This window comes from Alcanivorax sp. VBW004, assembly GCF_009718865.1.
Classification (GTDB): Bacteria; Pseudomonadota; Gammaproteobacteria; order Pseudomonadales; family Alcanivoracaceae; genus Alcanivorax.
Map to the genome: position 1 here is coordinate 3,060,707 of NZ_WNHC01000001.1, position 14,663 is coordinate 3,075,369.

Annotated in this window: 16 protein-coding genes; 15 read left to right on the top strand and 1 reads right to left on the bottom strand. The window is 58.2% G+C overall.

Annotated features, from left to right (window positions below; genetic code table 11):
• The first annotated feature begins 13 nt into the window (after window positions 1-13).
• From F1529_RS13925 to F1529_RS13990, 14 genes are all read left to right on the top strand, one after another.
• Window positions 14-877, top strand: coding sequence for a protein-glutamate O-methyltransferase CheR (locus F1529_RS13925; protein ID WP_007151311.1), 864 nt, complete (start codon window positions 14-16; stop codon window positions 875-877).
• 13 nt (window positions 878-890) lie between these two features.
• Window positions 891-1,373 (top strand): two-component system response regulator, encoded by a 483-nt coding sequence (locus F1529_RS13930; protein ID WP_007149919.1) that lies wholly within the window; start codon window positions 891-893, stop codon window positions 1,371-1,373.
• Window positions 1,374-1,405: 32 nt separating this feature from the next.
• Window positions 1,406-1,951, top strand: a complete 546-nt coding sequence (locus F1529_RS13935) for a chemotaxis protein CheB (RefSeq protein ID WP_007149002.1) — start codon at window positions 1,406-1,408, stop codon at window positions 1,949-1,951.
• Between the two features lie 7 nt (window positions 1,952-1,958).
• A complete protein-coding gene (locus F1529_RS13940; RefSeq protein WP_155135515.1) occupies window positions 1,959-3,095 on the top strand; it encodes a response regulator in 1,137 nt (378 codons plus the stop codon).
• A 3-nt stretch (window positions 3,096-3,098) separates the two neighbouring features.
• The gene (gspE, locus tag F1529_RS13945; RefSeq protein ID WP_155135517.1) at window positions 3,099-4,601 is read left to right on the top strand and encodes a type II secretion system ATPase GspE; all 1,503 of its coding nucleotides are present in this window, start codon (window positions 3,099-3,101) and stop codon (window positions 4,599-4,601) included.
• A gap of 15 nt (window positions 4,602-4,616) precedes the next feature.
• Entirely contained in the window at window positions 4,617-5,834 is a 1,218-nt protein-coding gene (gspF, locus tag F1529_RS13950; RefSeq protein ID WP_007148325.1) for a type II secretion system inner membrane protein GspF, read from the top strand.
• A 9-nt stretch (window positions 5,835-5,843) separates the two neighbouring features.
• On the top strand, window positions 5,844-6,269 hold the full coding sequence (gene gspG / locus F1529_RS13955) for a type II secretion system major pseudopilin GspG (protein WP_007149656.1): 426 nt from the start codon (window positions 5,844-5,846) through the stop codon (window positions 6,267-6,269).
• Between the two features lies 1 nt (window position 6,270).
• Window positions 6,271-6,993 (top strand): type II secretion system minor pseudopilin GspH, encoded by a 723-nt coding sequence (gene gspH, locus F1529_RS13960; RefSeq protein WP_155135519.1) that lies wholly within the window; start codon window positions 6,271-6,273, stop codon window positions 6,991-6,993.
• Window positions 6,990-7,370 carry a type II secretion system minor pseudopilin GspI gene (gene gspI, locus F1529_RS13965; protein WP_155135520.1) on the top strand — a complete coding sequence of 127 codons (381 nt, stop codon included), beginning with the start codon at window positions 6,990-6,992 and terminating at the stop codon, window positions 7,368-7,370. Before gspH ends, gspI begins: the two co-directional genes overlap by 4 nt.
• Complete coding sequence (gene gspJ / locus F1529_RS13970) at window positions 7,367-8,026, top strand: type II secretion system minor pseudopilin GspJ (protein ID WP_155135522.1); 660 nt, start codon at window positions 7,367-7,369, stop codon at window positions 8,024-8,026. Before gspI ends, gspJ begins: the two co-directional genes overlap by 4 nt.
• A complete protein-coding gene (gene gspK, locus F1529_RS13975) occupies window positions 8,017-9,078 on the top strand; it encodes a type II secretion system minor pseudopilin GspK (protein ID WP_196220409.1) in 1,062 nt (353 codons plus the stop codon). The genes gspJ and gspK overlap by 10 nt, the downstream gene beginning before the upstream one ends.
• A 118-nt stretch (window positions 9,079-9,196) precedes the next feature.
• Complete coding sequence (gspL, locus tag F1529_RS13980; RefSeq protein ID WP_370457028.1) at window positions 9,197-10,336, top strand: type II secretion system protein GspL; 1,140 nt, start codon at window positions 9,197-9,199, stop codon at window positions 10,334-10,336.
• Window positions 10,333-10,851, top strand: coding sequence for a type II secretion system protein GspM (gene gspM / locus F1529_RS13985; RefSeq protein ID WP_155135524.1), 519 nt, complete (start codon window positions 10,333-10,335; stop codon window positions 10,849-10,851). The genes gspL and gspM overlap by 4 nt, the downstream gene beginning before the upstream one ends.
• A gap of 43 nt (window positions 10,852-10,894) precedes the next feature.
• Entirely contained in the window at window positions 10,895-12,178 is a 1,284-nt protein-coding gene (locus tag F1529_RS13990) for a hypothetical protein (RefSeq protein WP_155135526.1), read from the top strand.
• Here the strand turns inward: F1529_RS13990 and F1529_RS13995 are convergent.
• Window positions 12,167-13,852, bottom strand: coding sequence for a CocE/NonD family hydrolase (locus F1529_RS13995; RefSeq protein ID WP_230457801.1), 1,686 nt, complete (start codon window positions 13,850-13,852; stop codon window positions 12,167-12,169). The genes F1529_RS13990 and F1529_RS13995 overlap by 12 nt on opposite strands.
• A gap of 47 nt (window positions 13,853-13,899) precedes the next feature.
• Between F1529_RS13995 and F1529_RS14000 the strand changes: the two genes are divergently transcribed.
• A complete protein-coding gene (locus F1529_RS14000; RefSeq protein ID WP_155135528.1) occupies window positions 13,900-14,649 on the top strand; it encodes a DUF1461 domain-containing protein in 750 nt (249 codons plus the stop codon).
• The last annotated feature ends 14 nt before the right edge of the window (window positions 14,650-14,663 follow it).

A 14,663-nucleotide genomic window follows, 5' to 3' on the forward strand; every position in this document is an offset into this window, starting at 1 on the left:
GCGGAATAGCGTTATGGCTGAAACATACCCGATCGACGATGACGAAGTCAGTGTCGAGGACATCGAAATTCGCCTGTTGCTTGAGGCGATCTACCAGATGTACGGCTACGACTTCCGGTCCTATAGCCGCGCTTCCATGCGTCGTCGAATCATGCATCGCCTGACCATGTCAGGTTTTGCATCGATCATGGAAATGACCGACAAGGTTCTGCGCGACCGGCCCTTCTTCGTCACGCTGCTTAACGACCTGACCGTGAATGTGACGGAAATGTACCGGGACCCGGATTTTTACCGCGCCTTCCGCGAAGACGTGGTACCGGTTCTGAAGACGTTTCCGTTTATCAAGATCTGGCATGCGGGTTGTTCTACCGGCGAAGAGATCTATTCCATGGCGATTTTGCTGGAAGAGGAGGGGCTCTACGACCGGGCCATGATCTACGCCACCGACATCGACAAGAATGTGTTGGCGTCAGCCAAGAAGGGCATTTACTCCATCGAGGCGGTCAAACAGTATGGTGATAACTACCGGCGTGCCGGTGGCAAGCACTCCCTGTCTGATTATTTCACCGCACGTTATGACAGCGTGATCATGGAACAGCGGCTGAAACGCAATATCGTTTTTGCCGATCACGACTTGGCAACGGATCAGGTCTTTGGGGAAATGCACGTTATCCTGTGCCGCAATGTATTGATCTACTTTGATCGGCCTTTGCAGGAAAGAGTGATCAGGCTTTTCAGCGAGAGCCTGGATATGGGCGGTTACCTGTGCCTGGGAACCAAGGAAAGCCTGCGGTTCAGCGGCCAGGAAGATACGTTCGATGTTATCAACAAGTCGTTGCGAATCTTTCGCAAGCGGCAGTTTCCACACCACGCATGACTAGAGACAACCGATGATTGAGCAGAAACTGCTATTGGTGGATGATCAGCCGGCCAACCTGGTGTCGCTTGAGGCTGTCCTCGAAGGTGAGGGCCGCACCCTCCTGAAAGCGCACTCCGGGCAGGAGGCGCTGAAAATTCTGCTTAAGGAAGATATTTCCCTGGTGCTGCTGGACGTGCAGATGCCGGGCATGGACGGTTTTGAAGTGGCCGAGCTGATGCGTCAGCGCAAGGACACCCAGACCATTCCCATTATCTTCGTGACGGCGATTAGCAAGGAAAAGAAGTACGTTTTTAAAGGGTATCAGGCCGGGGCCGTGGATTATCTGTTCAAGCCCCTGGATCCGTTGATCCTCACGAGCAAGGTGGATTTTTTCCTGGGGCTGGACAAGCAGCGCCGTGAACTCCAGGCCAAGCTCAAAGAAGCACAGGCACACCGTGCTGCCTATGAAGCTGGCAAGACCCGAGGCGAGGAGGGCAGCGGCCACTCATCGTGAGCACTCGCAAGGGAGCAGTCAGGGCAATCGTAATGGGCGCGTCGTGGGGCGGGCTGAATGCCTATACGCGCATCCTGTCAGCGCTTCCCGAGAATTTTCCGTTGCCGATTATGCTGGTTCAGCACCAGCATGCCAGCGCGGATAATCGCATGCCGTGGCTGTTGGCCCGGTATTGCGCACTGCCGGTGGTTGCCCCGGAAGACAAGGAGCCCATCCTCGGGGGGCATGTTTATGTGGCGCCACCGGGCTACCATATGTTGGTGGAAGAGGACCAGACACTGGCTTTCTCTACAGGAAGGCCTGTACTCTTTTCCCGGCCAGCAATAGATGAACTGTTTTACTCTGCCGGCGCGGTTTATGGCCGCCACTTGTTGGGAGTGATCCTCACGGGGGCCAATGAAGACGGCGCCGCAGGCATGGAATATATACACCGTAGAGGCGGATACACCATCGCCCAGTCACCGGTGAGCTCGGAAGCACCCGCAATGCCCGAAGCGGCAATAACAACAGGTGCGATTTCCAGGGTACTCGATCTTGAGGCAATCGGGCCCTTTTTGGCGGAACAGGTTGCAGGGTAGTAAGCCTATGAAACAAAATATTTTGGTTGTGGATGATCACAGGGAAAACCTGATCGCGCTGGAAGCGATTCTGGATGCTGACGGCCGAAATCTGGTCATGGCCCAGTCCGGTAACGAGGCCTTGTCCCTCGCCCTGAAGCACGATTTTGCGCTGGTACTGCTGGATGTGCAGATGCCGGAGATGGATGGGTTCGAAGTGGCCGAACTCATGCGCAAGAACAAGAAAACCCGCCATATTCCGATTATTTTCGTCACGGCGATTTCCAAAGAACAGAAGTATGTCTTCAAGGGCTACGAATGTGGCGCGGTGGACTATCTGTTCAAGCCCATTGATCAGAAAATACTCGAAGCCAAGGTCAGCGTTTTCCTGGAACTCGATCGCCAGCGCCGCAAGCTTCAACAGGCCGTGGTGCAGATGAAGCGGCTCAAGGACGAAAACGAGCGCTTGCTGCATGCCTTGGGCGAGGCCCTGATCGGGGCCAATGCCGAGGGCAGGGTCACCTTCTGCAATGAGGCCGCCTGCGCCCTGTTGCGACAGAGCCGCGATGCCCTGGTAGGCAGGGATATGGCGGACCTGTTGTTCAATGATGATACCGGCAAGCAGCGCTGGGGCTGGGATGACTCCCCACTGCGGGAGGCCTGTCTGCAGAGTGAAAGCTGGAAAAACGAACACAGCCTGTACACAGCGGACGAAGACGGACTGTTGGCCTTGGCGGTGCGTGCCAACGCCATTACCGATGACGCCGGCACCGTTACGGGCGTGGTGGTGGTGCTGCGTCCCGCCGATGACGAAAACGGCGTCAAGGACAGTGCCCGCGATCATCGCCGCAACCCCCGCAAGAAACTGTTCCGCGAGATGGTAGTGTTTGATCGCAGCACCGGTGGTAACGTGGGGCGCTTGATGAACCTGAGCGTGGATGGCTTCAAGCTGTTTTCCCGTCGGGAACTGCCCCATGGCGAAGAATTGCAGCTGGGTATGGTATTGCCGGACCAGATAGCCGGGGTCAATACGGTCAGTTTCGATGCCCGGGTGGTCTGGGCTGAAACCCTGGATGCCCCCGGCGAGTACCAAGTGGGCTTTCAGTTCCTGACGCTGAATGCGGTCACCCGCGATGTGGTCGAGAACCTAATGGAAAAATACTGAGCTATGACTGAGCATCTGGAGACGCCGGAAAATATGGAACTTCCTCCGTCGCTGCTGCCCTACGGCTTCGCGCGGCGCTATGGTGTCCTGTTGCGCGAGCGTGATGGTCACAAAGAGCTGTGCCACCGGCAGGATGTTTCCGTGGCCGCCCTGGGGGAAGTGCAGCGCCACATCGGGCGCCTGCCGCGCTTGGTGCCCATGGACGATACCGCCTTCACCGCAGCCATGGCGATCACCTATGAGCAGCAGCGCGGCGCGGCGGCGGAAGCGGCGGATGATCTGGAAGGGCTTGACCTGGCCAGCCTGGCGGATTCCCTGCCGGAAACCTCGGATTTGCTGGAGCAGGAAGACGACGCGCCCATTATCCGGTTGATCAATGCCTTGCTGCAGGAAGCCATTCGCGAAGATGCCTCGGATATCCATGTGGAAACCTTCGAGCGCCGCCTGGTAGTGCGCATGCGGGTGGATGGTGTACTCCGTGAAGTGCTGACCCCGAAACGGGAGTTGGCACCGTTGCTGGTCTCGCGGATCAAGGTGATGGCGCGAATGGATATCGCTGAAAAGCGGATCCCCCAGGATGGCCGGATTTCCTTGCGCATTGGCGGCCGGGACGTGGATGTACGGGTGTCCACCATGCCCGCCAGTAACGGCGAGCGGGTGGTGCTGCGGCTGCTGGACAAGCAGGCCGGGCGCCTGCAGGTGTCCCACCTGGGCATGGGGGAAACCTGTGATGCCCACATGCGCGAGCTGATCCACAAGCCCCACGGCATTATTCTGGTCACCGGCCCGACCGGCTCCGGTAAAACCACCACACTTTATGCCTCGCTGACCGAACTCAACGACAGCTCCCGCAATATCCTGACGGTGGAAGACCCCATTGAGTATCAGCTGGAAGGGATCGGTCAGACCCAGGTCAACACCAAGGTCGATATGACCTTTGCCCGCGGCCTGCGCGCCATTCTGCGCCAGGATCCGGATGTGGTCATGGTGGGTGAGATCCGGGATCTGGAAACTGCTGAAATTGCGGTGCAGGCCTCTCTCACCGGTCACCTTGTGCTGTCTACCCTGCACACCAATACGGCGGTGGGGGCGGTCACTCGTTTGCAGGATATGGGGATTGAGCCGTTTCTGCTCTCCAGCTCCCTGCTGGGCTCGTTGGCCCAGCGGCTGGTGCGAGTCCTCTGTGATGATTGCAAAACCCCGTACCAGGCCAGTGCCAGCGAGTTGGAAATGCTGGGCCTGCCGGCCAATGAAAGTTGTACGCTGTATCACCCTAATGGCTGTGAAGCCTGTAATAATCAGGGATACCGGGGCCGTACCGGGATTTACGAACTGGTGCTGGTGGATGACACCCTGCGCCAGTTGATCCACGACCGCGCCGGCGAGCTGGAACTCAACCGCCATGCCCGGACACTGACCAGTGGCATTCGTGAGGATGGCTGGCGCAAAGTGCTCGGCGGACATACCAGTGTAGAAGAGGTCCTGCGGGTGACCCGCGAGGACTGACGGGACAGCAGCCGCATGCCAGCATTCGAATATCGATCCCTGGATCACAGGGGCAAAATCAACAAAGGCACTCTGGAAGCAGACAGTGCCCGCCAGGTTCGCCAGCAACTCCGTGACAAGGGCTGGGTCCCGCTGGAGGTTAACGAAGCCAGCGATACCAACAGCCAGGGAATGGGCCGTTTTGCCGGCTCCGGCAAGATCAATGGCGCCGAACAGGCGCTGATTACCCGCCAGCTGGCCACGCTGTTGAAATCCGGACTGCCTGTGGAGCAGGCCCTGTCTGCGGTTTCCAAGCAGGCCGCCAATGACCGCATCGAGCGCATCATGCTCGCGGTACGTGCCAAGGTCCGCGAGGGCTACAGCCTGGCACGCAGCTTCGAATCCTTTCCCCGGGCGTTTCCGGAAATGTACCGCGCCACGGTGGCCGCCGGTGAGCAGAGCGGTCACTTGGAACAGGTACTGGAACAGCTCGCCGATTACCTGGAAACCCGGCACGACACCGGGCGTTCCGTGGCCCAGGCGATGATTTACCCCGCCTTCATCATGGTGTTTGCTTCCATCGTCATCATGCTGATGATGACCTTCGTGGTGCCCAAGTTGGTGGCCGTGTTCGAAGGGCGAGACCAGGCGCTGCCGTTGCTCACACGTATTGTCATGGCCATGAGTGATTTTGCCCGTGGCTGGGGCTGGTTGGTGGTGCTGTTGATCGTGGTGGCTGTGGTGGTCTTCATGCGCGCCATGCGTGACCCGCGTTTCCGCTTGCGGGTGCATCAGCGGTTAGTGAATATGCCGCTGGTGGGCACCATGCTGCGCGCTGGTGACAGTGCCCGGCTGGCCAGCACTCTGGGCATTCTCGGCCGCTCCGGTGTGCCGCTGGTGGATGCCCTGTTTATTGCCGCCCAGGTCGTGGGCAACCTGGCGGTCCGCAACGCGGTAAAAAATGCCGCCGCCAAGGTACGCGAGGGCGGCAGCCTCAGCCGGGCTCTGGATGCCAGCGGTTACTTTCCGCCCATGTTGGTGCAGATGATTGCCAGCGGTGAGACCAGCGGTGAACTGGACAATATGTTGACCCGGGCAGCGGATTATCAGGAACGGGAACTGAGTAGCACGATCAATACCATGGTGGGGCTGCTCGGCCCGATCATGTTGCTGGTGATGGCGGGGGTGGTTGTAATGATCGTCCTGTCGGTCATGCTGCCGATCATGCAAATGAATAACTTACTAGCCGGTTAAGGTGAAGGAATGAAAGCAAAGCGTGCCATGTCGGGGTTTACCCTGCTGGAAATTATGGTGGTGGTGGCCATTATTGGTCTGTTGGCTGCGGTGATTGTGCCCAACGTGATCGGGCAGGGTGAAGCCGCCAAGGTGGATCTGACTAAAGCCAATATGGGCAAGATCGTCCAGCAGCTGGACCTCTATAAGTTCAATAACGGCAGTTACCCCACCAGTGAAGAAGGCCTCAACGGCCTGGTGGAGCGCCCTAATTCAGCCCGCAAATGGCCTGATGGCGGCTACCTGCCGAAAGTCCCCCTGGATGCCTGGAACAACGATTACGTTTACATCAGCCCCGGGGTTGAAGGGCCGTTCGATCTGCTGTCCATGGGCGCCGATGGTGTTGAGGGCGGTGAAGGCTCCGACGCGGACATCAATTGGCGCGACGTTCAGTAAGATGCGCTTGCCCCGCACGCTGCAGTCCGGCTTCACCCTGCTGGAAATCATGGTGGTGGTGGGGCTGATTGCACTGCTCAGCGCCGTGGTGATTAGCCAGGGCAACTGGACTTCTGACGACCGGCAGCTGGAACAAGAATCCGCCCGGTTGAAGGATACTCTGGCCCTGCTCAACGAGCGCAGCCTGTTCTCGGGGCAACTGCTGGCGCTACGTCTGCGTCATGATGGCTGGGAGCCCCTAGCCTACGATATCGCCGCTGCCGATTTTCTGCCTATCGAAGATACCGCCCTCAAGCCTCGCCAGATCCCGCCGTCCCTGGAGTTGGTGTGGCAGCTGGACGAACTGGCTGATGAAGAACAGGCGAGCCTCAGTCAGGTTGCCGAGACCCTGGTCAAGAAAGACACCTCGCTGGATTTGGGTGAAGACACAGTGGGCGAGGGTGACGAGGAAGAGGCGCGCCAGCAGGGCAGCAACAGCGAGTCCGAGGTAGGGGGAGAGGACGAAAAGGCGTTTCCGCAGATTTTCTTTTTCCCCAGCGGTGAAGTGTCTCCTGTGACCCTCGCCATGCAGAGTCAGGACGATCTTGAGCAGGTGCAGCGCTGGCAAATTTCGGCTCTCGGGCAGATTACCGATCCGGACCGCGAGCAGGACGATGACGACCAGCAGGACAAACAGGAGTGGTTGGAGCGGCGTTCAAGAATGATCGAGGACGTGCAGGAATGAAGCGGCAGGGTGGCTTTACTCTGGTGGAAGTGCTGATTGCTGTCTCCATTCTGGCGCTGGTTATGGTGGTGCTTGGTCAGACCATGGGCTCCACCGCGCGCGCCTATACCAATATCAATGAAACCCATCTGGGCTTTCTGGTGGCCTCCGACAAGCTGGTAGAAATGCAGGTGTATCAACAGTGGCCCTCCACCGGTGAATCAGACTCCACGGTGACCCGTAATGGGCGCGAATGGTGGGTTAATACCCGTGTCAGCGAGGGCCCTTACCCGGATACCCGGCGTGTGGATATCGAGGTGGGCATGATGCAGGACGATGACGAGGGGCAAATGGCGTATCACCTGGCGAGCCTGATCGGCAAACCGGCGTCCGGATGATGGAAGCTCTCCATCCGTTTTCTTCCAGGCGCCTGGCGCAGCGGGGCTTTACCCTGCTGGAGATGGTCATCACCATCGCCATCTTCGCGTTTATCTATGTGTGGGTCGCCAGTTTTCTCGGCAGCGCCTTGCAGGGTCGTGAACAGCTAAAAGACAGTGCCGATGAAATGGAGCGCACCCAGCGGGCCGTCACATTCCTCACCCTGGATTTCGAGCAACTGATCAATCGCCCGGTTCGTGATCCCTACGGCGACCCGCAGCCGGCCATTCTGGGCCGTGATAATTATGTGGAATTCACCCGCCTGGGCTGGTCCAACCCCTTTGGGCTTCGTAAACGCAGTGAAATGCAGCGGGTGGTCTATACCTTGGAAGATGGCACTTTATTCCGTCGTTACTGGCCGGTGCTCGACACCAACGTCGCCACTGAGTATCAGGAAGACGTGCTGATAGATCACGTGGAGCGTTTTACCGTCCGCTATCTGGATTTGACGCCCCAGGGGGAATGGCAGTGGCTGGAGTTATGGCCGGATGTGGCCATGGCCGCCGTTCCCGTGTGGCAGCAGCGCCTGCCAAAGAGTATTGAACTGGAGATTGAACTGGAAAACGGTGACATCGTGCACCGCTTCTACCGGACCGTGGTGAACCCATGGAGTTGATACGGCGCAAGCGTAATAACCGTGCGCACCGGCAGCGGGGAATGGCGCTGGTGATTGTGCTGCTGCTACTGGCCCTGTTGACCACCATTACCGTGGAGGTGCTGTTTCGCCAGGACCGCTTTCTCACCCGTGCGGACAACCTGCTGCAATGGGACAAACGTTACCAATATGCCATGGCGGCAGAAGTGGTTGCGCAGCAGGGGTTGGTGGATGACCTGCAGGATGACCAGAACAATAACGCGCTGGTTGATGACTGCGTGGAAGAGCAGTGGGCAGTGCAATTACCGCCCACCCCCTATGAAGATGCCATGCTCAGCGCCAGCGTTCAGGATCTGCAGGGTCGATTTAACCTCAATTGGTTGATTACCGCTCAAGGCGATACCTTTGTTCGCGATCCGGAGGCGATTGACCGGCTTACCCGGCTCATCGAGCTGACTTTCCCTCAGGAAACAGACGCGTCACGGCTGGCCAACGAAATGGCGGACTGGCTGGATTCCAACAATATTGTGGACGGCGTCGAGGGAGCCGAAGACGCGGATTACCGTAACCGCCGGACTCCCAACATGCCGGCGGCCCATGAATCGGAAATGCGTGCCTTGCTCAGCTTCCAGGTGGCCAATCAGCCCGAGGACAGCATGGTCTGGGGGCTGTTTACCGCGCTACCGCTGGGTACTACATTAAATGTGAATACGGCGCCGCCCCAGGTGCTGGATGCGGTACTGGGCGGGGTAGCAGGTACCGGCGTGGCAGAGGCGATTGTCAAAGCCCGTGAAGAAGAGCCGATTACAACCGTGAGTGATCTGATGCAGCTTGCCCCTTTGAGCGATCTGGACGCCGATGAAAAGCAGGCAGTTAGCGACCTTCTGGGGGTAAGCAGTGAATATTTCCAGGTAATGGTGGACGTGGAAGTAGACGGTCAATTAAGCCGATTGGTGAGTCGTTTGCGTCGGCGTAGCGGTAATGATGCGTCTACCGATGTCTTCAGCCGGCAGGTAAGCCCGCTGCTGACCCCGCTCGAACCGGCCTGCAATCCCTTCTACAATACCCAGTAGAGGCCCGGCAGATGCAATGGGCAGTTACGACACTGTGGAATGATGCCCGCCTTGGTACACTGGCCCGGCGGCTCATGCAGAGATAACAACGCAGATAACAACGAAAGGAAACAGCAGCGTGGCAGATGCTCCACTGATTTATTTAAGCGGTGCAGGGGGAACAGACCCGGATCTTGAAATCCCGGTGCTGTTGCAGCGCAGCACAACTGAGGATGTGCAAGCCGTTAGCCTGCGCGATGCGCTGGCGCAATGTGCCGGCCAGACCCTCCATGTCATTATCAGCGTGGCCTTTGCCCGGCTAACCCATGTTTCCCTGACCCGCAAACAGGCGCGCCATTTGCAGCGCGTGCTGCCGTATCTGCTCGAAGAGCAGATGCTGGACAGCCCGGAGTCGCTCTGGTTTGTCTCCCGCAAAGGAACAGGGGACGACTATGAAGTGACCGCCATCGCCCGTGAGTTGATTGTGCAGCTTAAGCAGTGGGCGGCGGAACAAGGAGCTGTGCTCGGCTCGCTTCAGGTGGATGCCGAGCGGCTACAGGGCCAGGCGCCACTGATTGCCGAGCTGGATGGTGGGCAGGCGTTATTGATGGCCGATCGTGACCGTTGTCTGGTAGTGGATGCCGACCAGCGTGACGGTATGCAGGCGTTATTTGGCGAGAGCCTTGCCGGCGCCACCGTTTTATCCGGCACCCCGGCATTTCTGGATGCCTTGCGGGGTGGGGCGGGGCAGGAGCTGCTGACCGGTCCGTATGCACCGAAACAGAAAAAAGGGCCCAACACGGCATTTGCGCCCTGGAAGCCCGTCAGCATTCTGGCTGCGTCAGTGTTTGTGCTGGCGCTGGTGGCAATCTGGGTCCAGCAGTGGCGCTATGACCAGGCGTCGGAAGCGGCCTTTGCCGATGCCAAAAGCCTTTACGAACAGCTATTCCCCGGTGACAAGGCCACCACGGCTCTGAGCCGTCAGTTCCAGGGGCGCCTTGCCCGCCTTGGAGGCGGCAGCGAGGGTGGGCAGGCTCGCTTCTTCCCGCTTCTGGGGCCGGTGGCGCAAGTGTTGAAAGAGATCAAGGTTGAACCCAAACGGCTGCAGTATGACCAGCGTGACAATACGTTGTTGCTGGACGTGGGGGCGAAGGACTACGCCCAGCTGGAACAGCTCCAAAATGCGTTGAAACAGCAAGGGGCAAGGGCCTCGATCGCCAACTATCGCAATGGAGCCCAGGGTGTCAGCGCCCGTATCAAGGTGGAGCAGCCAGGATGAGTAATACGGCAGAATTGAAAAAGCTGGCAGCACACCGGCGCGACCAGGCGGTTAACTGGTACCAAAGCCGAGAGCCCCGTGAACAACGTATTCTTCAGGTATTGGCAGCGGTGGCGTTTCTGGTCGTGCTGTACTGGTTGATTTGGGCGCCTTCGGTAGCCGCGCGGGATCAGGCGAAGAAGCGCTTTGTCTCCAATCAGCAAACACTGCAGTGGATCCAGGATAACCGTAGCGCCGTTATTGCCGCCCGGCGTGGGGATACCTCCGCCGCGCGGCCAACGGGCAACTGGACCGGTAATGTGAGCCGCAGCGCTGACCAGTTTGGCCTGACCTTGAAAGGGTTTTCCCCCGACGGCAATCGCGCGGTGCGAATCCAGATGGAAAATCAGGTGGCCTCGCAAACGGTGCTCTGGCTGCAATCTCTCCAGCAAGAGGGCGTGCAGTTGACCAATCTGGAAATGACGCCGGGTGAGAAACCGGGTACTGCCACGGTGCGGGCGACGCTGCAAAAATAGCCGCCGCCACACAAGAATAAACAATCAGGTAGCAGCCATTACTATGACCCTACGCCTGTTTCTGGCGCTTGGCCTTTTTATTCCGGCACTGACCGTTCATGGGCAATGCCGATTTGATCCTCTGGATCGCGGCCGCGTGGTTAAACTCTCCGGGCAGGATTTTCCCGTTGTTGAAGGCAAGGCGCTGGATACACTCTCCGTCATGCGGGTTGAACAGGGGCGCTTTGTGCCTGTGGCTTACCAGTTCGATGAGCTGGATGAGCATGGCATGGTGTGGTTTGAAGGAAGTGAATTCGCCATGGCTGGCGACGCCGGGCAGCTGGATAAGGCGGACCAGTTGTTGATGATGCTCACCGATGCAGGCCCGCAGGCACCTGCTACGCTCCGCCCAGCCCAGGGATCCATCGTTGCCGATATCGCGGTGGCGAGAAATTGCCATTTCTATCTGGTGGAAGGCAACCGCCAGCGTAGCCAGAATTATTACGTTGCCCACGATATCGACAACGGCATGACCCGCACGGCGCTGTATGAGTTGAACGTGGAGCCGGAAAACGAATTGAACTGGTTGTATCTCGGGTATCAGGGCTACCAGGGGGATGGCTCGATAATCGACACCCTGAAAATGCGCATGAGCGCCGGGGTGCTCTCGCGTTTTACCCGCATGTCGCTGGATAATCACAACCTGCGGCCCAAACAGGTAGGGCATTTGCTTGGCCCAATCCGCTCAGTCATGCATCTACGTACCAAGGTGGTGCTGGCCGGTATCCCGGTGATGACGATTCAGGTACAGGCCATGCGGTATGCCGCTCATTACGAGGCGCATACCTTTGCCCGCATTCCCGATCTGTACCGCGCCACCCTCAAGGATCCGGAAGTGGCGGTGACTGTGGATGGCAATGCGCAGATCGGCGCACGGGTTTATACCGCCGGCTTTGCGGACAAGCCGGTGACCGTGGATGGCAAAATAGACGATGCTGACAAGCGCTTTGCCAATCAATCGCTGAGCATGCATGAGAACTGGATTCTGTTTGACAGCCGCAAGCAGTTCTCCCTGTTGACCGCCATGACGGTGCCGGATGAACTATTGGAGACGCCGGTAAAATTGATCTATGAAGATGACCGGGCGCTGCGGGTGGAGCCTGAACAGTTTACCGGTCAACTGCCTAACCTGGGGTATTCCCTGCAAGGCTGGCCGGAGCCACAGGAGTTGCGGTTTACCGTCAGCCTGTATTTTGACGAAGGGCTGCATGGCATGGAGGCGGGCGCGTTTGCACAGCAGCGAAGTGCTGCCGTGCCTTACGCGGTCAGTGAGCCGTTATCGGAATGAGCGATCCGGCTTTAGCGAGAGAACCTCTTCACGCGTGAGCGGCAGCCAGACATCCCCTTTGACGCTGGCGTTACGCGCGAGAAACGCAGAGTTCAGCGGAAATTGCGTGGTAAACCCGTAGATCACCAGTCCGACACGGTCCCCGGCTTTCAGTGGTTGGCTAACCGCAGGTAACTCCAGCTCATAAATGCCTTTCTCCGGCAGCGGCGTGAGCTGTTCGCTGGCCACATGGACCCGACGGCGATTGGCGTGCTGAATGCCGAGGCCCACAAAAACGGGCATGCTGTCCCCACCGGAAGTGCCACCCAGGTTCAGATCAATACGTGGCTTGCCGAGCAGGACTTCGTCATCCCCGCGGGCAATATACATGGGCACGAATTTTGGCCGCCCAAAGCCACCGTTGGGTTTCATGTCACGCAGATCGGCCCCCGGCCACATGGCACGGAACAAGTCTGTGCCGGTATCCACACCCACCATCAGCCACTCGAACGCACCGGCCAGCGGCACGGTGACTTTGGTGCGGGGCAATACATACTGCGTGTTGTTAATCGGTAGCCCTTCCTCCAGGGCGATGCCCCGGTCCTCGGTGACATTGATACAGTATTGCGGCACCTGGCGTTCGCCTCCCTGCAGCTTCTCGTCCCACCAGTTGACAATGGTATCCACCGTCGTTTCGCTGTAATCACCACAGTGCACCATGTCATCGGTCTGGTAGAAAGGTAGCCAGCCGCGCCATTGCTGCATGGGCCAGGGCATTACGTGGCCAGCCTGCATACCGATAATGCGTGCATCTCGTCCCTGTTCCTGCCAGCACTCGTAATTACGTTCGGCCTGCTGGAACGGAAACATGGTGTCGGTGAATCCCTGAATGAACAGGGCATCGGCGTGGGGGGCTTTGCCCTGATCACAAAAAGCGGCAGGGCTGCGTTGATACATCAGGTCTTTGAGGTCCTGATTGACGGTGCCATCGAAGGCACTGCGCCACGGGTCCGAGAACATCACGCCCACATCAAAGCCGCTGTTAATGCCGCCTACGCCCAGCAAAACCGCTCCCCAGGCGCTGCGAAATTCGCCATTTGGTGCGATGCTGTTCATATCGTGCCAACCGGTGAGCGGTACCAGTGCCTGCAGGCGAGGCTCGGTAAACGCGGCCAGTGTCTGCAGGCCGGCACCGTAGGATTCGCCAATCATGCCGATGGCCGGCTGGCCGTCGGGCATGCGTTTGACGCCGGGAAGGTGGCCCAGTGACCAGTCGATCACGTTGCTCAGATCCGCGACTTCGTAGTCCGGATCCATCATGTGTACGTGGCCATCGGATTGCCCCCAGCCTCGCTGATCGTAGAAGACTACCCAGTAACCGGCCTTCCATGCGGCAATGGCCGCTTCACCGGTGAGGATGGACTTGCCGTAAATCGACATGGGGCGCTTGGCGCGGAAGCCGCCAAAGCCGTGAGTCGCAATAATCAGCGGGGCGTTTTCGCCAGCCTGAAGCTCAGGCTGATAGACAGTGGCAGCCAGTTTTTTGCCATCCCGGGTAGGGATGCGCACCTGGTAATAATCCTGTTTCTGCGCCTGGATCGTGCGAGAAGCATTAGTTTGCGGCAGGGTGGTGGTACAACCCGATAACACAAAAAAGCCCGCCAACAGGGCCATGGACATGAAGAGCGGTCGCATGTGGCTACGTCCTCTGTTTATTATTCTGTTATTACTGTGAGGGTGTTATGAAAAAAACGGCTCAACCAAGCCAGGTCGCTGCCACTTTAGTGTGGTTCTTTTATGCTGTCATTGTCGTGTCGTTGGCAGTGACATTGAGTTGGGCGTTGTACAGCCAGTCGAACTATGGCTACCGCTTCTGGTATCAGCAGCTGGATATTGCCCAACATATACAAATCTACGGGCCTCAGAATCGCTTTAAATCCGGATTTGAACAATTGCCCCCCGAGCAGCACTGGAAGGCATTTGAGCAAATTCGTGATGCGGTGCATAACAGCGGTACGGGATTGGCGGATATTGAATACCAGCCGCCGGGGAAAAACGCCCGCCCGTTACTGCACAACGCGGAGGTTCAACACCTTCAGGATGTGGCCGATTTCATCGATGCAGGGCGTGTGCTTTTCTGGGTGCTGTTGCTCCTTTGGCTGCCGCTCGCCTGGCTTTGCGTCTGGCTCAAAGCGCCACCCATGCGGTGGCGGCTTGGCATTACTGTTTTCACTGTGGGGGCTGTGTTAGCGTGGTTGCTGATTGCCGGCCCGACTCAGGTTTTCTATCAGTTTCATCTATGGATTTTTCCCGCTGATCACCAATGGTTTTTCTATTGGCAGGACTCGCTGATGAGTACGCTAATGAAAGCACCGGTATTGTTTGGCGGGATCGCGGCGGTAATCGTTCTGGGGGCATTGCTGCTCACGCCAGCCATTTACTGGCTGGGCCTGTGGGGTGTGCGACGGTTTGCGCCGGGTTTGCGGCTGTAACATTTGCGGATGTA

Coding starts and splice junctions, on each gene's coding strand:
- F1529_RS13925 (WP_007151311.1), top strand. CDS start 14: ATGGCTGAAACATACCCGATCGACGATGACGAAGTCAGTGTCGAGGAC.
- F1529_RS13930 (WP_007149919.1), top strand. CDS start 891: ATGATTGAGCAGAAACTGCTATTGGTGGATGATCAGCCGGCCAACCTG.
- F1529_RS13935 (WP_007149002.1), top strand. CDS start 1,406: ATGGGCGCGTCGTGGGGCGGGCTGAATGCCTATACGCGCATCCTGTCA.
- F1529_RS13940 (WP_155135515.1), top strand. CDS start 1,959: ATGAAACAAAATATTTTGGTTGTGGATGATCACAGGGAAAACCTGATC.
- gspE (WP_155135517.1), top strand. CDS start 3,099: ATGACTGAGCATCTGGAGACGCCGGAAAATATGGAACTTCCTCCGTCG.
- gspF (WP_007148325.1), top strand. CDS start 4,617: ATGCCAGCATTCGAATATCGATCCCTGGATCACAGGGGCAAAATCAAC.
- gspG (WP_007149656.1), top strand. CDS start 5,844: ATGAAAGCAAAGCGTGCCATGTCGGGGTTTACCCTGCTGGAAATTATG.
- gspH (WP_155135519.1), top strand. CDS start 6,271: ATGCGCTTGCCCCGCACGCTGCAGTCCGGCTTCACCCTGCTGGAAATC.
- gspI (WP_155135520.1), top strand. CDS start 6,990: ATGAAGCGGCAGGGTGGCTTTACTCTGGTGGAAGTGCTGATTGCTGTC.
- gspJ (WP_155135522.1), top strand. CDS start 7,367: ATGATGGAAGCTCTCCATCCGTTTTCTTCCAGGCGCCTGGCGCAGCGG.
- gspK (WP_196220409.1), top strand. CDS start 8,017: ATGGAGTTGATACGGCGCAAGCGTAATAACCGTGCGCACCGGCAGCGG.
- gspM (WP_155135524.1), top strand. CDS start 10,333: ATGAGTAATACGGCAGAATTGAAAAAGCTGGCAGCACACCGGCGCGAC.
- F1529_RS13990 (WP_155135526.1), top strand. CDS start 10,895: ATGACCCTACGCCTGTTTCTGGCGCTTGGCCTTTTTATTCCGGCACTG.
- F1529_RS13995 (WP_230457801.1), bottom strand. CDS start 13,852: ATGCGACCGCTCTTCATGTCCATGGCCCTGTTGGCGGGCTTTTTTGTG.
- F1529_RS14000 (WP_155135528.1), top strand. CDS start 13,900: ATGAAAAAAACGGCTCAACCAAGCCAGGTCGCTGCCACTTTAGTGTGG.